The following is a 23,719-nucleotide window of genomic DNA, read 5'->3' on the forward strand; positions in this document are numbered from 1 at the left end:
TTCATCTTATTTACATTTCGTTTTCAAACGTTAAATTTCGGTTATATTTGAGCTGTTATGTTAATTTAAAAATCTGCTTGAACAGCAAAAAAGAGAGCTTCTTGCTCTCTTTTTTATTGTAATGCTTTTTTGTATTCTTCTGCTTCTGCTTCTGTTGAAAGTACAAAGTGTCCTGGAGTAATTTCTCGCATTTCACGTTCTTGGCCATCAAGCTCTGCAGTAGGATCATACACTTGGTGTACACGTCCACGTTCAGATTCTGGATCTGGTTCTGGAATAGCAGATAACAGACTCTTAGTATATGGGTGGATTGGATTGTTGTAAACATCATCAGATGTCCCAATTTCAAGCATTTTACCCCAGTGCATAACACCGATACGGTCAGAAATGTATTTCACCATAGACAAATCGTGAGCGATGAACAAGTATGTTAAACCACGTTCACGTTGAAGTTTTTGCATCAAGTTTACAACTTGAGCTTGGATTGATACGTCAAGGGCTGAAATTGGTTCATCAGCAATGATGAATTTGGGTTGAACTGCAAGTGCTCGAGCAATACCGATACGTTGACGTTGACCACCTGAAAATTCATGTGGGTAACGAGTCATGTGATCTTTGTTCAAACCAACTAATGACAGTAATTCTTGAACTTTTTCATCACGTTCTTCTTTACTATTAACTAATTTATGAATATCAAGACCTTCTGCAACAATGTCACGAATTTTCATACGACCATTAAGACTTGCTTGAGGGTCTTGGAAAATCATTTGGACATTTTTACGAAATTCGTGCAATTCTTTACCTTTAAGGTTAGAAACTGTTTCACCATCAAAATCAATTTCTCCACCATTGATATCATAAAGTTTCAAGATAGCACGTCCAACAGTTGTTTTACCAGAACCTGATTCACCAACTAGACCAAATACTTCGCCTTCGTAGATGTCAAAGCTAACGTTGTTGATTGCTTTTACCTCATTCTTTTTACCTTCATTGAAGGTCAAAGATACATTTTTAAGTTCAACAAGCTTTTTTCTATTTTCAGTCATTAAGCTTTTCTCCCTTCAAGTTCTTTCCATTTTGCCCAACGCTTTTGAATTGGTAATGGTGGTGTTACTTTAGGTGCACGTTCATCTAGCAACCAGGTTGCTGCATAGTGTGTATCACTAACTTTAAACATTGGTGGTTCTTCTTCGTAATCAATGTCTAGTGCAAATTCATTACGCGGAGCAAAAGCATCACCTTTTGGTGGATTAAGAAGATCTGGTGGAGTACCTGGAATTGATTGTAGACTACCAGCTTCTGTATCAGTCGTTGGCATTGAGTTTAGCAAGCCCCAAGTATATGGATGTTGTGGATTGTAAAATACTTCATCAACAGAACCGTATTCAATCACTTTACCAGCATACATAACTGCTACGCGATCAGCCATACCAGCAACAACACCAAGGTCGTGTGTGATGAAGATAATTGATGAACCACTTTCTTTTTGAATTTTCTTCATCAAGTTAAGTATTTGTGCTTGAATTGTAACGTCCAAAGCAGTTGTTGGTTCATCTGCAATCAGAACATCTGGATTAGCTGCAAGTGCAATCGCAATAACCGCACGTTGACGCATACCACCTGACCATTGGTGTGGGTAATCATTGATGTGTTCTTCAGCATTTGGGATACCAACATTTTTCATCAAATCTAGCGCACGATCCCAAGCTTCTTGTTTTGAAACTTTTTCGTGAATCATAATTGGTTCAGCAATCTGTTGACCAATTTTCATTGTTGGGTCAAGACTTGTCATTGGATCTTGGAAAATCATCGCAATTTCATTTCCACGTACTTTAATCCATTCGTCTTCTTTTAGTTCAGTAAGTTTTTTACCTTTAAAGTCAATTTCACCTGTAATTGTTGCATTTGAAGCAGAAAGCCCCATCAATGTTTTTGTAGTTACAGATTTACCTGATCCAGATTCACCTACGATAGCAAGGGTTTCACCTTTCTTCAAGTCAAAATTGACATCACGGATAGCTTTAATTTCTCCAGCGTAGGTATGGAAATCTACATGGAGGTTTTTAACTTGTAAAATTGTTTCTTCACTCATAATTTTTCCTCCTAACGATCACCAGATTTTGGATCAAATGCATCACGAAGACCATCACCTAGCAAGATGAAAGCAAGTGAGATTAATATCAAAGCAAAGGCTGGTAGAGTAACTTGATAAGGGTAATATTGTAAATATTCTTGAGCATCAGTAATCAAAGAACCAAGTGATGCTGTTGGTGGTTTTACCCCGAGGTTAATAGCTGAGAGTACAGCTTCGTACATGATGGCACTTGGAACTGTCATCATGATTTGAACAATAATAATACCTGAAATATTTGGAAGGATATGTTTGAATGCAATTTTTGGTGCACTTTCGCCCAATGAACGAGCTGCAAGAACAAACTCTTGTTCACGGTATGAAAGTGTCAAATTACGTACTTGACGTGCCATTGAGGTCCAACCAACGATGGCAATTGAAATGATGATTGATGTAACACCATTACCAAGCAACAAACCAAGCATTGTTACGATTACCAAGTTAGGAATTGAAGAGATGACTTCGATAATACGTTGCATGACCATGTCGACACGTCCACCAACATAACCTGAAATCAAACCATAAGTTACACCAATCAAAAGGTCAATCAATGTAGCAACAATGGCAATAAGAAGTGAGATACGAACACCAACAATGATACGTTTTGCAACGCTACGTCCTAGGTTATCTGTACCAAGGATAAATTTAGTTCCTTCTGGTACTCCTTGATCAGCATAAGCATCAGTAGCTTCTGTACTACCAGAATATGTGATTGTACCATTCCAGAAAGGAAGATTGTCACTGATTTTTGGTGGAAGGTTACGATATGTTGTAACTTCTTTTGTATTAAAAGCATTTGCGTCATCACGTGGAACTAAGATTACTGAAATCATTGAGAATACTAGTAAGATTCCCAAGAACCACATTGAAACAACAGCTAATTTATTTTTTTCAAACGGCGCCATGCATCTTGCATAAAAGAAAGAGCAGGCTTTTCAATTTTTTCTTGTGAACTGGCTGAACCAACACCAACAAGTTTAAATTCTCTATTTTTATCTGCCATGAATAATCTCCTTATTGCAAGCGTACACGTGGATCAACAATACTTGTTGCAATATCTGTTACCAAAATAGCAACCATCAACATCATTGCATAGACAATTGTTGTTCCCATAATTACTGGATAGTCTTTAGCTGGGATTGATGTAACAAATTGTTGACCAATTCCGGGAATTGAGAAAATTTGTTCAATTAAAGCTGAACCTGTCAATAAGTTAGCTGCCATTGGACCAACCAAAGTCAAAACTGGAATCATTGAGTTACGATATGCGTGTTTACGAACAACTTGACGTTTATTTAAACCTTTAGCTGTCGCCAATTGAATATAATCAGAGCTCAAAGTTTCAATCATTTGTCCACGGAAGAAACGTGTTACTTGAGCAAATACTGGAATTGCCAAGGCGATTGATGGCATAATAGTTTGCTCAAATGAACCCCAACCAGCAAGTGGGAACAAGCTCCATTTGAAACCAAGTGTAACTAATAAGAAGAGACCAATAATGAATGATGGTACTGAAATACCAAGTGTAGAAATAACACTAAGAACACCATCAATCCAGTTATTTTTGTTACGTGCTGAAGCCGCACCAACAACAATACCTGAAAGAAGTCCAACGATTAAAGCTTGAACACCCAATTGAATTGATACACCCAAACGTTGAGAAATCAAACGTCCAACAGGTTGGTTAATAGATTGGTAACTTGTACCGAAATCACCATGAAGAATATTCCATAGGTAAGTAAGGTATTGTTGCCAAACTGGTTTATCCAAACCATATTGTTTGTTCATTAAAGCAATCATCTCATCAGTTAATTTTGGGTTATTGTAAGGTGTCCCAGGCATAACTTGCATGAGGAAAAACGACAGGGTAACAACTACCCAGAGTGTTACAAGAAGAATTGCAACACGTTTAAGAATGTATTTTACCATAATATTTCCTTCTCTGTATTTGCTTTTGTTGGCAGGAGAAAACTTTTACTTGTCAACAAAAGCAAGAATTGGTCGCAACCAATTCTTGCCCATATCCATACTTATTAAAGATTATTTGTCTTTATAGGCATATGTAAAGTCAACTTGCAAACCAGTTGAATTACGAACAAGTCCTTTGATTGATGAATTTTGAAGTGCTTTTGTGCTACGGAAGTAAAGTGGATTGTAGTGTGCATTATCATAAAGTGCTTTTTCAGCAGTCTTATAATCATCTGCTGCAGCTGCAGGATCCAAAGCATCAGTCGTCAATGCTTTTTGGTAAGCAGCATCGTAAGTCGCATCACTAAATTTACCATAGTTGTAAGCTGAATCTGATGTGAACAATCCATAGAATGTAGATCCTTCTGGATAGTCACCACCCCAAAGTGATAGAACTACATCAAAGTTTTGTGTTTTAGAATCTTGCAAACGTTGTTTGAATGTTACGAATTTTTCTTCTACTTTTAATCCTGGAAGAACATCTTCCCATGTTTGTTTAATGTAGTCTACTGACGCTTTCGCAACAGGTGTGTCTGAATCGGCTGTAATTGTCAATGTGATTGATTTTTCACCAAGTTCAGCAAGTCCTTCTTTGAAGAGTTTTGCGGCTTGTTTTTCATCATAAGTGTAATCTTGCGATACGTATTCAGATAAATCAGTTCCATCTTCCAAAGTTTCAAGTCCTGTTGGAACTAGAGCTGACGCTGCTTTTGAACCTGTGTCAATAGCTGCTTTTACAATTCCTTCACGATCTGTAGCAAGGTTAAGTGCTTGACGAATCTTAGTATTTGTCAAAGCTTTAACAGAACCTGTCTCATTGTAATTTAGGTATGCTGTTGTAGCTTCTGGTGAATCTACAACGTCTTTACTATTTTTGTTTGCTTTATAAATGGCTTCTGTACCTGAGATGTTCGCTGTATCAAGCTGACCATCTTTGTACATTTGCACGGCAGTATCAGGTTTTTTAACAGCTTGGATATTAACTTTTTTAACTTTTATGTTTTTAGCGTCCCAATAGTATTTGTTCTTCACAAGTGTAAATGTACCATTAGAACCGTTCCATTTTGTTACTGTATATGGACCTGAATAAAGTGCTTTTTCAGAAGTTGTACCATAATCACTACCTGCTTTTTCCACAAAAGCTTTGTTTTGAGGAACGAAGTTAGCAAACGATAGAAGACTCATAAATTGAGGAGATGGACTAGACAATGTAAAGATAACTTTATTGCCATCTGCTTTTACTCCCAATTCATCAACGCTCTTAGTACCGCTGATAACTTCTGCAGCATTTAAAACATGCGCATCTGACGCAAGATTTGCATACTCAGAAGCTGTCGCTGGATCAACAATACGTTGCCATGTGTAGACAAAATCATCTGCAGTCAAATCACTACCATCAGACCATTTTAGACCATCACGTAATGTTGCAGTATAGGTTAATCCATCTTCAGATACTTCAACTTTCTCTGCCAAATCAGGTTTCAATTCGCCATCTTCGTTACGACGAAGAAGATTACTACCTGAGTTACCGATTGCAATTGAAGAATAAGTATCTGTAACTTTTGAAACATCCAAAGTGCTAATTTCAGTAGGAGTGTACCAATTAATCTCATCACTTGAAGAAGTTGATGAGCTTTTTCCTCCACAAGCTGCCAATACCGCAGTTGAGAGCAAAGTAACAGCTCCTAAGCCAATGCGTTTCCATGTTTTACTTTCTAGTGACATGTGACGCCCTCCTAGTTGTTCTCTCTAAATTATATTATTTGACAAGTAGAATTATATCATAAAGTTTCTTTAAAGAAAATAGTTTTTTCTGAAGAAAGTAGTTTTTTCTGAATTTTTTGTCAGATTATCTAACACACCATTTATATGCTATTAATATGGTATAATTATATTGTTGAATTTTTTAACAAAGGATGGAACAATGAAAAAGGTTATTGCTGCTTTAGCCATTCTCTTGGCTTTTATTGGAAGTAGTGTTTACGCAGATGATTTTGATGTCGCTGCTAAGCACGCAATTGCTGTCGAAGCTACTACAGGTAAGGTTCTTTATGAAAAAGATGCTACTACACCTGCTGGTATCGCTTCTATGACAAAAATATTAACTGTTTATTTAACTTATAAAGAAATCGATAACGGAAATCTTTCTTGGGATACTAAAGTTCCAATTTCTGATTATGCTTACGATTTAACAGCTAACTCAGATGCAAGTAACGTACCTATGGAAGCTCACGAATACACTGTTGAACAACTAGTCAATGCCGCTATGGTCGCCAGTGCTAACAGCGCTGCAATTGCACTAGCTGAACAAATTGGTGGTAGCGAAAGCAATTTTGTAGACATGATGAAAGCTCAACTCAATGAATGGGGAATTACTGATGCTAAATTAGTCAACGCATCTGGTTTAAATAACAGTTACCTCAGCGATAACATTTACCCTGAATCTAGTTCTACAGACGAAAATATGCTAAGTGCTCGAGACATTGCTATAATTGCCCGCCATCTCATTACAGAATATCCTGATGTCTTAAAAATCAGTAGTCAAACAACAGCAGATTTTGATGGTTCAACAATGAACACTTACAATTACATGCTTAAAGATATGCCTTATGAACGAGATGGCGTCGATGGTCTAAAAACTGGTACAACTGAACTTGCAGGAGCTTCATTTGTCGCTACTTCAACTGAAAACGGTATGCGCATTATCTCTGTCGTGATGAATGCGGATGGTTGGGAAGAAAATGATTTTGCTCGTTTCGAAGCTACTAACGAGCTCCTGGATTATGTCAAATCAAATTATGAAATAACTACTATTATCGAAGCTGGTCAATCTTATAAAAATAGCAAAGCAAAGGTTAAAGACGGGAAAGAAAAAACAGTCCCTGTCGTTGCTGCCCAAGATTTGAATGTAGTGCATCGCATTGGCACTGATGTTTCTGCCAAATTCTCTTCAAAAGCTAAAGGTTACGAAGCAACTATTAACAAAGGTGACAAAGTTGGAAAATTTGAATATAATGATAACCAAATTGTAGGAACTGGTTACCTTGATTCAAAACCAAATGTTCCTGCTCTTGCTAAAAAAGAGGTTAAAAAAAGCAATTTTCTTAAAGTCTGGTGGAACCAGTTCGTAACTTACGTCAACGAAAAACTTTAAAAATTACCAATTTCCTTCTATATAATATATGTAATATGTAAAAAAGAGACGAGTTTAAAACTCGTCTCTTTTGTTTTATCCAACTGACCCTTCCATTTCATAACTGATTAAACGATTAAGTTCAACAGCGTATTCCATTGGAAGTTCTTTTGTAAAGGGCTCAACAAATCCCATAACAATCATTTCAGTTGCTTCTTGTTCTGAGAGTCCACGACTCATCAAATAATAAAGCTGTTCTTCAGAAATTTTTGAAACCTTTGCTTCATGTTCAAGGGCAACTTGTGAATTATGAATTTCGTTAAATGGAATTGTATCTGAACTTGATATATCATCCATCAAAATAGTGTCACATTCAATGTGACTGACAGATTTCTTAGAATTTTTATTGAAAGTTACTTGACCACGATAGTCAACCTTACCTCCACCTTTAGCGATTGATTTTGAAACAATCGATGATGAAGTATGTGGTGCATTGTGAATCATTTTAGCACCAGTATCTTGATGTTGCCCTTTATTAGCAAAGGCAATCGAAAGCATTGTACCACGCGCGCCTTCACCATCAAGATAAACAGATGGGTACTTCATAGTTGTTTTAGCACCAAGGTTACCATCAATCCATTCAACTGTAGCATTTTTTTTAGCTGTAGCACGTTTTGTTACCAAATTATAGACATTATCTGACCAGTTTTGGATAGTTGAATAACGCATGTAGCTTCCTTCAAGTGCAAAAATCTCAACAATTGCCGCGTGAAGACTAGCAGATGAATAATTTGGTGCTGTACATCCTTCAACGTAGTGAACACTTGCTCCTTCATCAACGATAATCAAGGTACGTTCAAATTGTCCCATTGATTCGCGATTGATTCGGAAATAAGTCTGCAAAGGAATATCAACCTTGACACCTTTTGGTACATAAATAAATGTTCCACCTGACCAAAATGCAGAGTTTAAAGCTGCCAATTTATTATCTGTAGGTGGGACTAATTTTGAAAAATATTTTTTGAACAGCTCTGGGTATTCTTTCAAAGCTGAATCTGTATCTGTAAAAATAATCCCTAACTTATCATACTCATCTTTCATATTATGGTAAACAACTTCAGATTCATATTGTGCTGAAGCCCCAGCCAAGTAAGCTCGCTCAGCTTCTGGAATTCCGATACGTTCAAAAGTTTCTTTGATTTTTTCTGGGACATCTTCCCATGAACGAGCAGGTTTATCAGAAGCTTTTTGGTAATAAGTGATTTCATCAAAATCAATATCTGACAAATCTGGTCCCCAATCTTGCATTGGCATTTTGTTAAAAATTTCCAATGATTTCAAACGGAACTCAAGCATCCACTCAGGCTCACCTTTTTCAGCAGATAATTCACGAACAACTTCTTCGCTGATTCCTTTTTCTGTTGAAAAGACCGGTGTCACATCATCATGAAAGCCATATTGATAATCACCAAGGTCAATTGGTTTTGGAGTTACTTTTTCATTTTTTTCAGGCATCTAATTACCTTTCTGTATCTTTATCGTCGTTTTCAATAGCTTTCTTCAAGGCATTCCAAGCTAGAGTTGAACATTTAATACGTTGTGGGAATTTTGAAACTCCTGCTAAGAAACTAGCCTCACCTAATCTTTTTTGAGCATCGTCTTTTTCACCTTGAACCATTTTTGAGAAAATCTCAGCCAGTTCAAGCGCCTCTTCTTTTGTTTTACCGAGAACTGCATCAGTCATCATACTAGATGAAGCTGTTGAAATTGTACAACCGTCACCAGCAAAAGCAATATCTGAAATGCGATCACCATCAAATTTTACTGAAAGTGAAATCACATCACCACAAGTCGGATTATTAAGATTAACTTGATTAACGTCTTCTAATTTTCCATGATGGTGTGGATTTTTTGAATGATCTGAAACAACTGCCATATAAAGACTATCTAATCTAGAAAGTGCCATTGAAAAACTCCTTTGTTTTAAGAATTGCTTCTATTAGTTTATCACAATCTTCTTTCGTATTATAGATATAAAAACTTGCACGCACTGCTGAATGAATTCCTAGATAAGTAATCAAAGGTTGCGCACAATGATGTCCAGCGCGAACCGCAACACCTTCATAATCAAGTGCTGTCGCTACATCATGTGGATGCAATCCATCAAGATTAAATGAAATTACCCCAGTGTGTTGGCTAGGATCCTTAGGACCATAAACTGTTAGTCCTTCAATTGCTTGTAATTTAGGAAGAACATAATCAACAAGTTCTTGTTCATGTGCATGAACAGCATCTAAACCAAGGTTGTTCAAATAATCAATTGCAGTGCCTAAAGCAATAGCACCAGAAATATTTGGTGTTCCTGCCTCAAACTTCCAAGGCAACTCTGTCCAAGTCGCTTCTTGTTCATAAACAAAATCAATCATTTCACCACCAAATTCAACAGGTGACATTTGATTAAGAAGTTCTTCTTTACCGTAAAGAACACCAATACCCGTAGGCCCAAGCATCTTGTGCCCTGAAAATGCAAAAAAGTCACAATCTAAATCTTGAACATCAATTGTCATATGCGGAGCAGACTGCGCGCCATCAACAACCATACAAGCTCCAACTTGGTGAGCTAATTTAGCAATTTCTTTAACTGGTTGAATTGAACCTAGAACATTTGAAACGTGAGCGATGCTGACAAATTTAGTTTTAGTTGAAAGTTTGCTACGCAAATCGTCCATATCCAACTGCCCGTCTTTTAAATAGACATAAACTAATTTTGCACCTGTTTTTTGACAAACTTGCTGCCAAGGAACAACATTAGCATGGTGCTCTAAAACTGAGATGAGCACTTCATCATCTTTTTGAAGTACTTCTTGCGCAAAGTGCGCAACCCAATTGAGTCCCGTCGTCGTTCCACGTGTAAACAAGACTTCTTTAGTTGATTTTGCATTAATAAACCGACGTGCTTTTTCACGACTTGCTTCATAAGCTGCTGTCGCTCGTTCAGCAAGTGTGTGAACACCACGGTGGACATTAGCATTAATCGTGTGATAATAATCATTAAGTGCATCAAGAACTTTTTGTGGTTTCTGAGTTGTTGCTGCATTATCAAGATAAACCAAAGGTTCGTCATTTACAATTTGATTAAGCACCGTAAAGTCTTGAGCAATTTTGTGAGCATCTAATTTTTTCATATCAGCGTTGCTCCAATTTATTATCTAGCACAGCAATCATTTCGTCACGTACTTCTTTGACAGGAATTTCAGTAATAACAGTACCTAAGAAACCACGAATAACTAGGCGCTCTGCTGTTTCCTTATCAATACCACGACTCATCAAATAATACATATCATCTGGGTCAACTTGTCCAATTGATGCTGCGTGACCTGCTGTGACATCATTTTCATCAATCAATAGAATTGGATTAGCATCTGAACGAGCTTTATCTGAAAGCATGAGAACTCGGCTTTCTTGTTGGGCGTCTGCTCCCTTAGCTCCTTTGACGATATGTCCAACTCCATTAAAGGTCAATGTACCACGTTCAAGAATAACACCGTGTTGTAAAATGTGCCCAACAGTATGACAGCCATAGTTTGTAACACGTGTATCAACACCTTGAACTTGGCGTCCAGATGAAGCAGCAACTACTTTAAGATTAGCTTGACTGCCATCACCATACAAATCTGAATCGAAATCAGCAATGACATTGCCTTCATTCATAATACCAAGCGCCCAATCCACTACTGCATCTTTGCCATGATGAGCTCTACGGCTAATATAAGTCGTAACATTTTCGCCCAAACGGTCAATAGCTGAAAACTTCACATGACTTCCGTCCAAAGCAATGACTTCAACAGAAATATTTGCAGTTGCTGTTGCTTCTCCTTCACCGATTGATTCAAAACGTTCCAAGTAGCTAATGTGACTATTTTTTCCAACTACGATGAGAATATGTTTGTTAAACGGAACATCACTTGCCTTATCTTGGAAGAAAAGCCCCTCGATTGGTTCTTTAATGTCCACATTATCTGGAACATAAAGCACTGCGGCACTATTAAAGTAAGCAGTGTGATAAGCAGCTAACTTATCTTCTTTACCTCCACGCGCAGACCCAAAATATTTTTCAATCACTTCTGGAATTTCTTCTAAAGCGCTGTAAAAGTCTGTGAAAACAATACCTTTTTCCATCAAGTCCATTGGCAACTGCTCAAGAACAGTCTGTGTTCCAACCTGAACAAGCTTAGGGTTGTCTCCAAGAGCTGTAAAATCAGGAACGTTAGCAAGTGCTACATTCTCTGAAATTGTTCCATCACCAAGATTCCAACGGTGAAACTTCACACGGTTGATTTCTGGTAACGGTAATTTATCTATATTATCAAAAGCAGCCAGACGTCGTTCTTGCAACCACAACGGCTCTGCTTTTGCTTGTGAAAAATTTAAAACTAATTCTTTCGTCATAATTTGATGTTTACTCCTTTTTATATCCTACATACGAGTATCGTCTAGGTTAAAACCATAGACTTTGACATCATCAATTACACTTCTTCTTCGTATTTAATACCGAGTTCTTCGGCAATTTTTGCATATCCTTCTTTTTCAAGACGAGCAGCAAGTTCTTCACCGCCTGAAAGGACAACACGTCCATCCATCATAATATGGACAACATCTGGTTTAATGTAGTTAAGAAGACGTTGGTAGTGCGTGATAATCATGGCACCAAAATTTTCACCACGCATGGCATTGACACCTTTTGACACCACTTTAAGAGCATCGATATCAAGACCAGAATCGATTTCATCAAGAAGAGCAAATTTAGGTTCCAACATCAACAGTTGAAGAATTTCATTACGTTTCTTTTCACCACCTGAGAAACCTTCGTTAAGGTAACGCTCTGCCATTTCTTCTTTCATACCAAGAAATTCCATTTTTTCATCCAATTTTGTGATGAAGTCCATGACAGAAATTTTTTCGTCATCTTCTTTTCCGGCATTCATAGCTGCACGAATAAACTCAGCATTTGTGATTCCAGGAATTTCAGCTGGGTATTGCATAGCAAGAAATAGTCCAAGACGAGCACGTTCATCGACTTCAAGGTCGAGAATATTTTCGCCATCTAGTAAAATTTCACCCTGAGTAACCTCATAGTTTGGGTTTCCCATGATAGCAGCTGAAAGCGTTGATTTACCAGTCCCGTTAGGACCCATAATCGCAGCAATTTCTCCTGTCTTAAGAGTTAGATTGACACCCTTAAGAATTTCTTTATCTTCAATTGAAACATGAAGATTTTTTATTTCAAGTACAGACATGTGTACATTCCTCCAATTTAAATAAATGCGGCAGTAACTTTTTTCTGAAAATTACCGCAGTTCTATAGGGTTATTAATCATTATATCAAAAAAAAGCCATAGTAGGCTTTTCAATCACTTATTATTTGTTATTTTTACGGTTTTTCCATTTTAGCATGGTTGCCTGACGGTAATCGCTATTTCCAATAAATTTCAAAACATCAAAGAGCGGTGTACGTCCAACTCCCCAAATTTCAAGTCCCTCGATAAAGACTTCTAATGCAAATGCTAAGCCAATCATCAAAAGTACTCCACCTATACGGCTAGAAACGTTAAGTAAAAGTGCAATCAATGAAAAAAGAATGGCGATGCCATAAACGACTAAAACAGCACCGCGATGTGTGAATCCCATAGCTAACAGACGATGGTGCAGGTGCATCTTATCTGCTTCAGTCACAGGACGTCCAGATAATTTACGACGAATAATTGCAACTGTCGTATCTAAAATTGGCACACCAAGAATAATCACCGGTGTTACTACTGCAACTGCTGTTGAATTTTTCAATCCTTGAAGAGACAAGACACCAATCATAAATCCAATGAAAAGAGCTCCTGCATCACCAAGATAAATAATCGCTGGATTGTAGTTATATGGGAAAAATCCTGCAATACAAGCAATCAACAGTAGGATTGTTAATGTTAGATAAAAATCAGTTTGTGGTAAAAAGAAATACGATACCAAAGCCATCGTGATAAGGCTAATGATTGAGACACCACTCACCAAACCATCTAAGCCATCAATCAGATTCATCGCATTAGTGATAGCAATAATCCAAAAAACTGTTAAGAAGAAGGTCACAACAGAATTAAATTCTAACAGTGGTCCTCCAAATGGAATTTTAAAACTATCAAAGCGGAAATCCGTAAATGCCCAAACAATAACAGCGCCAAGAATAATACCTAGCATTTTTGTTTTGGGTTTTAATTCATAAATATCATCAATAAATCCAGTCGCCGTAATAATGAATCCACCAATGATAACTGGTAAAACATAATTAAAGTACGAAATTGTCCAAATTGGCTCTTTTAATACCATTGGCATAAAGATTAACGAAGAGACCAAGAAAGATAGAAAAATCGCAACTCCACCGCTACTTGGCATAGGGACTTCATTAACCCTACGAGCATTTGGCTTATCTACGGCACCAACACGAAAAGCAACAAAACGAACAATTGGCGTCAAGAATAGTGACAATAAAAATGCGCCAATTAAAACTAAAACATATTCAATTGTAAAGGGTGCCATACTATACTAACTCAATCATTTTTAATTTTGCAACGGCATCATCCGTCAATAGTTCAACTGCGTGCTCTTGCAAGTAAGCACGAGTTTTTGTACCGGCGCCAGCGTATTCTAACATACGGGCATACATCAAATTTGCATAATAAGAAGGTTGGTTCTGCAAATCAAGCAAAATTGTCATGTAATAAACGCCGTCCATCTTGTAAAGTTCAGAAGCTTCTACAGGAAAATCAATCGCTTTAGAAAAAGCAACTGTTGCTTCTAAACTTGGAAAATCTAAGACGTAATGAACATAATCAGATGGATTTACATCTTCTTCAGGTTCTGTATCTGCTTGCTTAGCGTGCTCTGTCAAGACTTCTTCAACAGCACCTTCCATCATTTCTTCGATTTTACCTAATTTTTCATGAGCTTCAGTGTCATCTTTAGCCATCATTGTTTGTTCTAACGTTTTAAAGAATTCTTCTGGTGACATGTTAGACACATCATCAAATGCAGCTAAATCTTCAAAATTGATATCTTTGTTAATTTCTGATTTTGTGACAAATACATCAAGATGGTCTTTACGTGGTGTCACACGAAAACTAAGCATGCCGCTATCTTTAAAATTATCTGGTAAATCTAACTCATCCATTACTGAATAGAAGAACTCTTCTGTCTTTTCTTGCGGAATCAAAAAGTCTTTTAACTCCATTCCTCGTTCTTCTAAATCTTCCATACTAATCGTTATTTTTAGCGTTGTCTCGCTAATCTGTTTCATTTCCATACTATATACCTCGCACGAGTAGTCATTTTATTATACAAGAAAAGTTATGTTTTTTCAATTTATTGGTCACAAAAAGCAGTCCTGATACAGACTGCTGCTATTTTAAAAGATAAATTTAACAATACTGTAGAGGATAAGAATCGTACCCAAAACGATACGGTACTTACCAAAGACAGTGAAGTCATGTTTTTTAACATAATCAGTCAAGAAGCGGATAACATACAAGCTGACAAGGAATGCTGTCACACTTGCTACCATTAAAATCAAGAATTGACTGAAGTTAAGCACGTTACCATCTAAGAAGAACTTAACAGCTTTCAAACCACTGTAACCAAACATAGTTGGAATTGCGAGGAAGAATGTAAAATCAGCAGCAACTGAACGGCTTGTTCCCACAATAATAGCACCTAAGATAGTTGCACCTGAACGGCTTGTTCCTGGTACGATACTAAGGACTTGGAAGCAACCAATCCAAAATGCTGTCAAATAAGGCATACGAGCAAGGTCAGTCACTTCAGGTTCAACATTTGCATTACGTTTTTCAATCCAAATGAAAGCAACACCGTAAACAATCAAAGCAATCGCAATCGGAATCATGTAATTGAAATGCGCTTCAAACCAGTCATCAAATGGCACTGCAATCAAAATTGATGGAATACATGCAATCACAACCTTCAACCAAAGCTGCCAAGTCAATTGAACTTCACGCGCTGTTTTTCCAGGTTGAAATGGATTCAAACGCTTAAAGTAAATCACAATAACAGCCAAGATTGCTCCCAATTGGATAACAATGTTGAACATATCCAAAAATGCCTTATCTTGATTCAATTTGATAAACTCTTGAACCAGAATCAAGTGTCCTGTACTTGACACAGGCAACCACTCTGTAATTCCCTCAACTATCCCCAAAAAGATAGCCTTTAGTAATTCGAAAAATAACATAAGCTCTCCTTAATTTAATATCTTCTCAATTATAGCAGATTTGGCTACATTTTAAAACGCTCCGCCGCCTCCGCCGCCTCCACCGCCGGAGAAGCCGCCACTAGTTCCTGAACTACCAGATGAAACAGAGAAATTCGATGCTGAATCAGCACTGTGGCTAGCAAGTCTTAGTTGATGTGTCTGCATACCGATTAGATAACCAAGTTCAGAGTCGAACATATAAGCTGCTTCGCTTGCGAGTTTAATATCATGAATTGCAAGATATTTTTGAACTTGCTTAGCATAGCCAAACAATGTCGCATACACTAAGATTCGATTCCAAACAATGACTCCTTGCCAATCAACTTTGTCAAATTTATTAATATCACGCATCATATTAGTAAAACTAACCCAAGATTGAATACGTTCTTGCCCCTCAGCTGTTATTGCTCCGTGAACATCATAATAATCAGCTTTTCTTATAACTACAACTAAACTCAAGATTACCAAAAGCAACAAGAATCCGTAACCAAGAAAAGCAAGGTTTAAGTTAAAGATTAGATAAACTAAACCAACAACAATTAGTAGTAATGAAATAAACAAAAGACCTTTTGCGTATTCAAATTTCTTTGCAGCTTCATCTGATAAATCTTCACGAATCGCTGGTAAAGCTTTTTGCGAAATTTCTTTATCAACTAAGCTAGTGATTTTCTCAAGTTTTCCTAGATAACGGTTGTTAAAATCATCGCCGAGCTTGTTTAGTTTTGCTTCCAATGTGTGACCTTTGTATTTCTTCTTGTAACTATCAACCAAATCATCATCAAAACGATAATCCGAAAACAAATCTTCAATTTTCACCGTTTTTCTCTTACCAAATGCCATATCAAGAACTTCAGCCTCATATTTTGTCATTGGTTTATCTGGGTGACAAGTCAACTCTTGGTCCTCAGCTGTAATGATTTTACGGTCAATCAAATCAAGCAAAGTTGCCTGCATAGCTGTTTCAAATTTAAATTTCTGTGGAATTGAGCTTCCCTTAGTATCCGTATCTTCTAAATCTGCATCATATATATACTGCATCACTAATAACGGTGACCAATCTTCTGGTGCCTCATAAGAATGGATATCTCGACTAAACTTCTCATGTGCTTTAGCTATTTGATTTCCCATAAAGAAAAGAACACAAGCTGAAACAATCATAACCCCAATGATTGATGGAACAACATAAAACAGAGTCGTTTTCAACAATTGAGTTTTTCTAGCAATCTTTTGCTCTTGCTTAGTAATTGCTGCTTTCTTCTTACCTGCTAAAGTTACAGGATTGGTCAAAATATCTTTATCCCAATAAGCATGCAATTCTAATTTACCATCTACATGGCTAGCTGTAATTTGGTAACCATCAGCTTGTTTTTTTACAAGGGTGGATTTTAAGTAACCTCTATGTGCCCAAAGCTTGCGGTTAGAAGTTAGCCTATCTGTTATCACTGTAAAAGTCACATGTTTTAAAGTTTCATCCCAATCACTGATTGGCACCCAGTTTAACTCAGCAACATCCTGATACGGAAATAACAGATTTGCCAACTTCCAATGCAATTTAACAACGACAATATCTCCGCCCCTTCCTGAATTATAGATTTTCACCTGGTAACCATCACCAAGGTCTTTAATCTCAGAACGAACAGTCTTATCAACACCGTTAACTTGCGCAAAAATTTCTGGATTCTTATCAACAGTAAAACCATCTGGCATATGCCCAGCCTCACCAAGTGTCACAATCTGCCCATTATACGATGAATCAAAATCATAAGTAATTGTCTGATAAAAATCAGCTGTATTATCGTCATGAATTGTCAAAACACCATCGTAATCGCTAATACTATAGTCTACATCACTATCAGCAATGACAGGTATAGCCAATCCCAAAAATGCGACGATGGCAATCAAAAATGGTCTTAATTTTTTCATGATCTCCTACTCCTTTCTCATAACACTATTTTATCATAATATATTGTATAAATATTCTATTTTAAAGCTTATCGTGTTGAAATCAAGACCCATTTCATGTAAAATGGTAAGGTATAAGAATAGACAGGAGTCTTAAATGAAAAAGTTACTTTTAAGTTGTTTTGCAGCCCTTCTTCTTCTCTTTGGAGGAATGACTAGCATACACGCTGACGAATATCTTCGTGTCGGGATGGAGGCAGCCTACGCTCCATTTAACTGGACACAAGATGATGATTCTAATGGAGCTGTTCCTATCGAAGGAACTAGCCAGTACGCTAACGGATACGATGTCCAAATAGCTAAGAAAATAGCAGATAGCTTAGGCAAGGAACTCCTCGTTGTCAAAACTACTTGGACAGGACTAATTCCAGCGCTTACTTCCGGAAAGATTGACATGATTGCTGCCGGAATGAGTCCTACAGCTGAACGTAAGAAAGAAATTGCATTCTCAGACAGTTACTATACAAGTTCACCAGTTATCGTTGTTTCTAAAAAAGGTGATTTTGCACAAGCCACTTCACTCAAAGACTTTGCCGGTGCAAAATTAACATCTCAACAAGGTGTTTACCTTTACAACTTGATTGACCAAATCAAAGACGCTTCAAAAGAAACAGCCATGGGTGACTTCAACCAAATGCGTCAAGCACTTGAATCTGGTATCATCGATGGTTATGTTTCTGAACGTCCTGATGCTATCTCTGCCGAAAATGCTAACAGCGACTTCAAGATGGTTGCATTTGAAGATGGCAAAGGTTTTGCAACATCTAAATCCGATACAGCTATCGCAGTTGGACTTCGCAAAAATGATACTGAAACCCTTGCAAAAGTAAATGCTGTTTTAGCTAGTATTTCTGACGATGACCGCCTAGCTCTCATGGATGACATGATTGAAAAACAACCAGCAGACAACTCTTCAGACAATACTAACAGCAACTTCTTTTCAGATATGTGGAGTATCTTCAAGAAAAACTGGAGCCAATTCCTACGCGGTGCAGGAGTCACACTTCTCATCTCTATCATTGGTACAGTTGTTGGTCTTTTCATCGGTCTTTTGATTGGTGTCTTCCGCACAGCTCCAAAAGCTGCCAACAAATTCCTTGCTGGTCTTCAAAAAGCATTTGGCTGGTTACTTAGTGTTTATATCGAAATCTTCCGTGGTACACCGATGATTGTACAAGCTATGGTTATCTACTACGGTACTGCTCAAGCCTTCGGTATTTCAATCGACCGTACAATTGCAGCCATCTTCATCGTATCAATCAACACTGGTGCTTACATGAGTGAAATCGTTCGTGGCGGTATCTTCGCTGTTGATAAAGGTCAGTTCGAAGCTGCTACTGCACTTGGATTCACACACGCTCAAACAATGCGCAAAATCGTTCTTCCTCAAGTTGTTCGCAACATCTTGCCAGCAACTGGTAACGAATTTGTCATCAATATTAAAGACACTTCAGTATTGAATGTTATCTCAGTTGTTGAACTTTACTTCTCAGGTAATACCGTTGCAACACAAACATATCAATACTTCCAAACATTCACTATTATCGCGATTATCTACTTTGTTCTCACCTTTACAGTGACACGCATCTTGCGCTTCATCGAACGTCGCTTCGATGCTGACACTTACACAACTGGTGCTAACCAAAACCAAACGAAAGAGGTGAAATAATGTCTCAACCTATCATTGAAATTAAACACCTAAAAAAATCTTACGGACAAAATGAAGTCCTAAAAGATATTTCACTTTCTGTTAATAAAGGTGAAGTTATTTCTATCATTGGTTCATCAGGTTCAGGAAAATCAACATTCCTACGTTCTATCAATCTTTTAGAAGACCCAACTGCTGGAGAAATCCTTTTCCACGGTCAAAACGTTCTCGAAAAAGATTACAACTTGACAGAATACCGTGAAAAACTCGGAATGGTTTTCCAATCATTTAACCTTTTTGAAAACTTAAATGTTCTTGAAAATGCCATCGTTGCTCAAACAACTGTTTTGAAACGTTCTCGCAGCGAAGCTGAAAAAATCGCTAAAGAAAACCTTACAAAAGTTGGTATGACTGAGCAATACTGGAAAGCAAAACCAAAACAACTTTCTGGTGGACAAAAACAACGTGTAGCTATCGCACGTGCATTGTCTGTTAATCCTGAAGCAATGTTATTTGACGAACCTACTTCAGCCCTTGACCCAGAAATGGTTGGTGAAGTTCTTAAAACAATGCAAGACCTCGCTAAATCAGGTCTAACAATGATTATCGTAACACACGAAATGGAATTCGCTAAAGAAGTTTCAGACCGTGTTATCTTCATGGATAAAGGGGTTATCGCTGAAGAGGGGACACCTCAACAAATCTTTGAAAACCCACAACAAGATCGTACAAAAGTATTCTTACAACGTTTCTTGAAATAATCATCAACAACAACCTTTTTAAAAGAAGGTTGTTTTTGATGTCAAAAAATTCATTTTTCAAAATAATACGGCAAATACTTTACTGGTTAAGTATTTTGTGATATAATCCCCCATGTTAACGTTAATAAATCTATTTTAAGGAGGTTAAAAAACTGATTTAGCATCTGCATATCGCAGACTTAAAAGCCCTAATATCAAAACTCGAAAACGTGCTCTGAAAATAATCCATGAACATAAAAGATATAAAAGAAACATGTAACTCCTATTCTAATCCCTAACAAAAACGCCAGACAAAAAATTCCCTATTGCAATTCCTTCCGTCTGCAATAGAGAATTTTTTATTATTTAGTTTTCAATGATGACAAAATTTGTGTGCGAATATCTTCAATACCTTCTGGATGATTTGGCAAAAAGAGTGTTTGATTACCTTTAGCAGCAAAAGTATTCAAAGTGTCAAGATATTGGTTAGTTAACAAGATTGACATGATTTGTTCTTCAGTCATACCTACATTGGCATCTTTTAACTCTTGAATAGATTCGGCTAAACCATCGACAATAGCTTTACGTTGTTGGGCAATACCAACACCATGAAGACGATCTTTTTCTGCCTCAGCTTCTGCTGCTGTGACAATCTTAATTTTATCAGCATTTGCCAATTCTTGAGCAGCTACACGTTTACGTTGAGCCGCATTGATTTCGTTCATTGATTGTTTGACTTCGGCATCAGGTTCAACCTTCGTAATCAATGTTTTTACGATGATATAACCATATGTAGACATTTCTTCAGCCACTTGGTGTTGAACTTCCAGGGCAATTTCATCTTTTTTCTCGAATAATTCATCCAAAGTAAGTTTTGGAACAGATGAACGAAGTGCGTCTTCAATATATGATTTAATTTGAGCTTCAGGACGCATAAGTTTATAATAAGCATCGGTGACATTTTGCTCATTAACACGGTACTGTGTAGCAACGTTTAGAGTGACAAAAACATTGTCTTTAGTCTTAGTTTCTACAACAATTTCAGATTGCAAAAGACGCAATTGAATACGCGCAGCAATTTTATCAATGCCAAATGGCAAGCGAATATGAATCCCACTAGTAGACGTTGTTTGATATTTTCCAAAACGTTCGATGATAGCAACAGTTTGTTGACGAACAACATATAGTGTACTTGCGACAATACTCAAAACAAGTAGCAACATAAGTACAAAAATAATTAAAAACATGTTAAATCCCCTTTCTTGTACCTATAGGTTAATACAATTATATTTTATTTCTTTAAAAAGTCAAGCAAAATCATAAAAACTAGCTGAGTCATAAGACCCAGCTAGTTTAGCTTATTAAAGTTATTCTAAGAAAACATCTTATCAGACTAGTAGATTATAGAGGCTTTCATTTCCATGAAGGTTGATGTATGAAGGATCAAAAACAGATAATCGATCAATAAAAGCCGAATAATCATTTTTATCTCCTAAAGTTATCCCAATGAGTACCGGTCCTGTCCCTTTGTTAGCACGTTTGATGTATTCAAATCGCGTGATATCATCATTTGGACCTAAGATATTATTGACAAATTCACGTAAAGCTCCTGGACGTTGTGGAAAATTAACCACAAAATAATGTTTGACGCCATCATAGATGAGAGCACGTTCTTCCATTTCTTGCATACGATTGATGTCATTGTTACCGCCAGAAATGATACAAACGACTGTCTTACCTTTGATATCATCTTTCATAACTTCAAGTGCTGCAATTGAAGAAGCTCCAGCTGGTTCAGCAATGATCCCTTGTTTTGAGTACATATCAATCAAAGTCTCTGAGATCAACCCCTCATCAACACCGACTAATTTATCTACGTATTTTCGAGCAATTTCAAAAGTCTTGTCACCAACTTTTTGCACTGCAATCCCATCAGCAAATTTATCAATTTCTTCCAATTTTACAGGATGGCCTTTGTCAAATGCTGCGCGCATGCTTCTTGCACCTGATGCCTCAACACCAACAACTTCAATTTCTGGAGCAACGTCCTTAATGTAGGTTGCAACACCCGAAATTAATCCACCGCCACCAACTGGAACAAAAATATTATCAAACGTTACGCCTTCTTCTTGAGCTTGTTCATAAATCTCATATGCCACAGTTCCTTGTCCTGCTTGGACATCATCATCATCAAATGGATCAATAAAAGTCATTCCTTCTGACTTTGTAAATTCTTGAGCAGCTTGAGCTGAAGCATCAAAAGTATCACCAACCAACTTGATTGTCACGTAAGGACCACCAAAGAACTTGACTTGCCCAATTTTTTGCTGAGGAGTTGTTACAGGCATAAAAATTGTTGCTGGAATTTTCATTTCATGACAAGTAAATGCCACACCTTGAGCGTGGTTACCTGCTGAAGCACAGACAACACCACGTTTCTTATCTTCATCTGACAACTGATGAATAGCATAATAAGCTCCACGAATTTTAAACGAACGCACTTTCTGCATATTTTCTCGTTTAAGATAAACGGTTGCACCATATTTTTCCGATAAATAACGGTCAAAATCTAGGGGTGTACACTCAACAACATCTTTCAAGACGTCATAGGCGTCAACAACATCCTTAGCTAAGATCATAAACTACCTCTTCTAATATTTAAATATTTTATATGACAAATGACTGATTAATAGATAAAAAACCGATGACTAACATCGGCCTTTTATAAGTAGATTTCTTCAAAAATTAGTTATAAATTTTGAATGCATCGTCATCATTTTGGTTAACAAAAGGCATTGCTTTACGAAGTTCTGCACCCACTTTTTCAATTTCAAGTTCTGCAGCTTCTTTACGATAAGCTTCAAGTTTTGGACGACCAGCTTTATAGTCGCTTACAAATTCTTCAGCAAATTTACCTGATTGAATATCAGCAAGAACGGCTTTCATATTTTCTTTAACATCTTTAGTGATGACACGTGGACCTGAAACATAGTCACCAAATTCAGCTGTATTTGAAATTGATTGACGCATTTTCTTGAATCCACCTTCGTAAATAAGGTCAACGATAAGTTTCATTTCATGAAGAACTTCGAAGTAAGCCAATTCTGGAGCATAGCCTGCTTCAGTAAGAACTTCAAAACCTGCTTCGATAAGGGCAGTCAAACCACCACAAAGAACTGCTTGTTCACCGAACAAATCTTCTTCAGTTTCTTCTTTGAATGTAGTTTCAAGAAGTCCAACACGCGCAGCACCGATACCTTTAGACCAGTCCATTGCGATGTCTTTAGCATGACCAGTAGCATCTTGATAAACAGCGTAAAGTGCTGGCACACCAAATCCTTCAGTGTAAGTACGGCGTACAAGGTGACCTGGACCTTTAGGCGCACACATAAAGACATCTACTGTTTCTGGAGCTTTAATATATTCAAAACGGATATTGAAACCATGAGCAAAACCAAGTGCATTACCTGCTTCAAGATTTGGTGCAATTTCTTCAGCATAAAGTTTTGCTTGGATTTCATCTGGTGCCAAAACCATGATAACATCAGCAAGTTTTGTTGCTTCAGCTACTTCATATGTTTCGAAACCATCTTCTTTTGCTTTGTCGAATGATTTACCATGGCGAACCCCAATGATAACATCGTGACCTGAATCACGTAAGTTTTGAGCATGAGCATGACCTTGTGATCCATAACCGATAACGGCAATTTTTTTACCATCAAGAGCTGCTACTTTTACATCTTTTTCGTATTCCATTGTTACTGCCATAATAAATATCTCTTTTCTATTTTTATTTTAACTGCCTGAGTAAGGCAAATGTTAACTAATT

19 protein-coding genes and 2 pseudogenes are annotated in these 23,719 nt (G+C 37.2%); 4 read left to right on the top strand and 17 right to left on the bottom strand.

Features of this window, described 5'->3' with window-relative positions:
* Positions 1-113: 113 nt before the first annotated feature.
* The 5 genes and pseudogenes from HMPREF0819_RS07495 to HMPREF0819_RS07515 all read right to left on the bottom strand — a co-directional run bounded on the left by HMPREF0819_RS07495 (position 114) and on the right by HMPREF0819_RS07515 (position 5,824).
* Positions 114-1,046: an ABC transporter ATP-binding protein gene (locus HMPREF0819_RS07495; protein ID WP_003067560.1), complete on the bottom strand. Its 933-nt coding sequence runs from the start codon at positions 1,044-1,046 to the stop codon at positions 114-116.
* On the bottom strand, positions 1,046-2,092 hold the full coding sequence (locus HMPREF0819_RS07500; protein WP_003067561.1) for an ABC transporter ATP-binding protein: 1,047 nt from the start codon (positions 2,090-2,092) through the stop codon (positions 1,046-1,048). The genes HMPREF0819_RS07495 and HMPREF0819_RS07500 overlap by 1 nt, the downstream gene beginning before the upstream one ends.
* Before the next feature lie 11 nt (positions 2,093-2,103).
* Positions 2,104-3,134: pseudogene (locus HMPREF0819_RS07505) on the bottom strand (ABC transporter permease).
* An 11-nt stretch (positions 3,135-3,145) separates the two neighbouring features.
* On the bottom strand, positions 3,146-4,060 hold the full coding sequence (locus HMPREF0819_RS07510) for an ABC transporter permease (protein WP_003067572.1): 915 nt from the start codon (positions 4,058-4,060) through the stop codon (positions 3,146-3,148).
* 111 nt (positions 4,061-4,171) lie between these two features.
* Positions 4,172-5,824: a peptide ABC transporter substrate-binding protein gene (locus tag HMPREF0819_RS07515; RefSeq protein WP_003067574.1), complete on the bottom strand. Its 1,653-nt coding sequence runs from the start codon at positions 5,822-5,824 to the stop codon at positions 4,172-4,174.
* Positions 5,825-6,023: 199 nt separating this feature from the next.
* Here HMPREF0819_RS07515 and pbp3 point away from each other — a divergent pair, with 199 nt between their 5' ends.
* On the top strand, positions 6,024-7,253 hold the full coding sequence (pbp3, locus tag HMPREF0819_RS07520; RefSeq protein WP_044023464.1) for a D-alanyl-D-alanine carboxypeptidase PBP3: 1,230 nt from the start codon (positions 6,024-6,026) through the stop codon (positions 7,251-7,253).
* A gap of 75 nt (positions 7,254-7,328) precedes the next feature.
* Here pbp3 and sufB read toward each other — a convergent pair whose 3' ends face one another.
* From sufB to HMPREF0819_RS07565, 9 genes are all read right to left on the bottom strand, one after another.
* On the bottom strand, positions 7,329-8,747 hold the full coding sequence (gene sufB / locus HMPREF0819_RS07525; RefSeq protein WP_003067578.1) for a Fe-S cluster assembly protein SufB: 1,419 nt from the start codon (positions 8,745-8,747) through the stop codon (positions 7,329-7,331).
* Positions 8,748-8,751: 4 nt separating this feature from the next.
* Positions 8,752-9,198: a Fe-S cluster assembly sulfur transfer protein SufU gene (gene sufU, locus HMPREF0819_RS07530; RefSeq protein ID WP_003067579.1), complete on the bottom strand. Its 447-nt coding sequence runs from the start codon at positions 9,196-9,198 to the stop codon at positions 8,752-8,754.
* Positions 9,185-10,417, bottom strand: a complete 1,233-nt coding sequence (locus tag HMPREF0819_RS07535; RefSeq protein ID WP_003067581.1) for a cysteine desulfurase — start codon at positions 10,415-10,417, stop codon at positions 9,185-9,187. Before HMPREF0819_RS07535 ends, sufU begins: the two co-directional genes overlap by 14 nt.
* A 1-nt stretch (position 10,418) precedes the next feature.
* The gene (sufD, locus tag HMPREF0819_RS07540) at positions 10,419-11,681 is read right to left on the bottom strand and encodes a Fe-S cluster assembly protein SufD (RefSeq protein ID WP_003067583.1); all 1,263 of its coding nucleotides are present in this window, start codon (positions 11,679-11,681) and stop codon (positions 10,419-10,421) included.
* 77 nt (positions 11,682-11,758) lie between these two features.
* On the bottom strand, positions 11,759-12,529 hold the full coding sequence (gene sufC / locus HMPREF0819_RS07545) for a Fe-S cluster assembly ATPase SufC (RefSeq protein ID WP_003067585.1): 771 nt from the start codon (positions 12,527-12,529) through the stop codon (positions 11,759-11,761).
* 121 nt (positions 12,530-12,650) lie between these two features.
* Positions 12,651-13,814 (bottom strand): glycosyltransferase family 4 protein, encoded by a 1,164-nt coding sequence (locus HMPREF0819_RS07550; protein WP_003067588.1) that lies wholly within the window; start codon positions 13,812-13,814, stop codon positions 12,651-12,653.
* A gap of 1 nt (position 13,815) precedes the next feature.
* Positions 13,816-14,577 (bottom strand): adaptor protein MecA, encoded by a 762-nt coding sequence (mecA, locus tag HMPREF0819_RS07555; RefSeq protein WP_003067590.1) that lies wholly within the window; start codon positions 14,575-14,577, stop codon positions 13,816-13,818.
* A 102-nt stretch (positions 14,578-14,679) separates the two neighbouring features.
* Entirely contained in the window at positions 14,680-15,519 is an 840-nt protein-coding gene (locus HMPREF0819_RS07560) for an undecaprenyl-diphosphate phosphatase (RefSeq protein ID WP_003067592.1), read from the bottom strand.
* A 51-nt stretch (positions 15,520-15,570) separates the two neighbouring features.
* Positions 15,571-17,463: a DUF2207 domain-containing protein gene (locus HMPREF0819_RS07565; protein ID WP_003067594.1), complete on the bottom strand. Its 1,893-nt coding sequence runs from the start codon at positions 17,461-17,463 to the stop codon at positions 15,571-15,573.
* A gap of 136 nt (positions 17,464-17,599) precedes the next feature.
* On the opposite strand from HMPREF0819_RS07565, the gene HMPREF0819_RS07570 reads away from it, so the two are divergent.
* From HMPREF0819_RS07570 to HMPREF0819_RS08985, 3 genes and pseudogenes are all read left to right on the top strand, one after another.
* Positions 17,600-19,171 (top strand): ABC transporter permease subunit, encoded by a 1,572-nt coding sequence (locus HMPREF0819_RS07570; protein WP_003067596.1) that lies wholly within the window; start codon positions 17,600-17,602, stop codon positions 19,169-19,171.
* Entirely contained in the window at positions 19,171-19,911 is a 741-nt protein-coding gene (locus HMPREF0819_RS07575) for an amino acid ABC transporter ATP-binding protein (protein ID WP_003067598.1), read from the top strand. The genes HMPREF0819_RS07570 and HMPREF0819_RS07575 overlap by 1 nt, the downstream gene beginning before the upstream one ends.
* A gap of 148 nt (positions 19,912-20,059) precedes the next feature.
* A pseudogene (locus HMPREF0819_RS08985) lies at positions 20,060-20,170 on the top strand (putative metal homeostasis protein); the annotation flags it as partial.
* 82 nt (positions 20,171-20,252) lie between these two features.
* Here the strand turns inward: HMPREF0819_RS08985 and HMPREF0819_RS07580 are convergent.
* The 3 genes from HMPREF0819_RS07580 to ilvC form a co-directional block, all read right to left on the bottom strand.
* The gene (locus HMPREF0819_RS07580; protein ID WP_003067599.1) at positions 20,253-21,137 is read right to left on the bottom strand and encodes an SPFH domain-containing protein; all 885 of its coding nucleotides are present in this window, start codon (positions 21,135-21,137) and stop codon (positions 20,253-20,255) included.
* Between the two features lie 141 nt (positions 21,138-21,278).
* On the bottom strand, positions 21,279-22,529 hold the full coding sequence (gene ilvA, locus HMPREF0819_RS07585; protein WP_003067601.1) for a threonine ammonia-lyase IlvA: 1,251 nt from the start codon (positions 22,527-22,529) through the stop codon (positions 21,279-21,281).
* 106 nt (positions 22,530-22,635) lie between these two features.
* Complete coding sequence (ilvC, locus tag HMPREF0819_RS07590) at positions 22,636-23,658, bottom strand: ketol-acid reductoisomerase (protein WP_003067603.1); 1,023 nt, start codon at positions 23,656-23,658, stop codon at positions 22,636-22,638.
* Between the last annotated feature and the right edge of the window lie 61 nt (positions 23,659-23,719).

It is taken from the genome of Streptococcus equinus ATCC 9812, from assembly GCF_000187265.1.
GTDB lineage: Bacteria > Bacillota > Bacilli > Lactobacillales > Streptococcaceae > Streptococcus > Streptococcus equinus.

What these genes read in the sequence shown, in the direction of transcription:
- HMPREF0819_RS07495 (WP_003067560.1), bottom strand. Translation starts at nt 1,046, where the DNA reads ATGACTGAAAATAGAAAAAAGCTTGTTGAACTTAAAAATGTATCTTTG.
- HMPREF0819_RS07500 (WP_003067561.1), bottom strand. Translation starts at nt 2,092, where the DNA reads ATGAGTGAAGAAACAATTTTACAAGTTAAAAACCTCCATGTAGATTTC.
- HMPREF0819_RS07510 (WP_003067572.1), bottom strand. Translation starts at nt 4,060, where the DNA reads ATGGTAAAATACATTCTTAAACGTGTTGCAATTCTTCTTGTAACACTC.
- HMPREF0819_RS07515 (WP_003067574.1), bottom strand. Translation starts at nt 5,824, where the DNA reads ATGTCACTAGAAAGTAAAACATGGAAACGCATTGGCTTAGGAGCTGTT.
- pbp3 (WP_044023464.1), top strand. Translation starts at nt 6,024, where the DNA reads ATGAAAAAGGTTATTGCTGCTTTAGCCATTCTCTTGGCTTTTATTGGA.
- sufB (WP_003067578.1), bottom strand. Translation starts at nt 8,747, where the DNA reads ATGCCTGAAAAAAATGAAAAAGTAACTCCAAAACCAATTGACCTTGGT.
- sufU (WP_003067579.1), bottom strand. Translation starts at nt 9,198, where the DNA reads ATGGCACTTTCTAGATTAGATAGTCTTTATATGGCAGTTGTTTCAGAT.
- HMPREF0819_RS07535 (WP_003067581.1), bottom strand. Translation starts at nt 10,417, where the DNA reads ATGAAAAAATTAGATGCTCACAAAATTGCTCAAGACTTTACGGTGCTT.
- sufD (WP_003067583.1), bottom strand. Translation starts at nt 11,681, where the DNA reads ATGACGAAAGAATTAGTTTTAAATTTTTCACAAGCAAAAGCAGAGCCG.
- sufC (WP_003067585.1), bottom strand. Translation starts at nt 12,529, where the DNA reads ATGTCTGTACTTGAAATAAAAAATCTTCATGTTTCAATTGAAGATAAA.
- HMPREF0819_RS07550 (WP_003067588.1), bottom strand. Translation starts at nt 13,814, where the DNA reads ATGGCACCCTTTACAATTGAATATGTTTTAGTTTTAATTGGCGCATTT.
- mecA (WP_003067590.1), bottom strand. Translation starts at nt 14,577, where the DNA reads ATGGAAATGAAACAGATTAGCGAGACAACGCTAAAAATAACGATTAGT.
- HMPREF0819_RS07560 (WP_003067592.1), bottom strand. Translation starts at nt 15,519, where the DNA reads ATGTTATTTTTCGAATTACTAAAGGCTATCTTTTTGGGGATAGTTGAG.
- HMPREF0819_RS07565 (WP_003067594.1), bottom strand. Translation starts at nt 17,463, where the DNA reads ATGAAAAAATTAAGACCATTTTTGATTGCCATCGTCGCATTTTTGGGA.
- HMPREF0819_RS07570 (WP_003067596.1), top strand. Translation starts at nt 17,600, where the DNA reads ATGAAAAAGTTACTTTTAAGTTGTTTTGCAGCCCTTCTTCTTCTCTTT.
- HMPREF0819_RS07575 (WP_003067598.1), top strand. Translation starts at nt 19,171, where the DNA reads ATGTCTCAACCTATCATTGAAATTAAACACCTAAAAAAATCTTACGGA.
- HMPREF0819_RS07580 (WP_003067599.1), bottom strand. Translation starts at nt 21,137, where the DNA reads ATGTTTTTAATTATTTTTGTACTTATGTTGCTACTTGTTTTGAGTATT.
- ilvA (WP_003067601.1), bottom strand. Translation starts at nt 22,529, where the DNA reads ATGATCTTAGCTAAGGATGTTGTTGACGCCTATGACGTCTTGAAAGAT.
- ilvC (WP_003067603.1), bottom strand. Translation starts at nt 23,658, where the DNA reads ATGGCAGTAACAATGGAATACGAAAAAGATGTAAAAGTAGCAGCTCTT.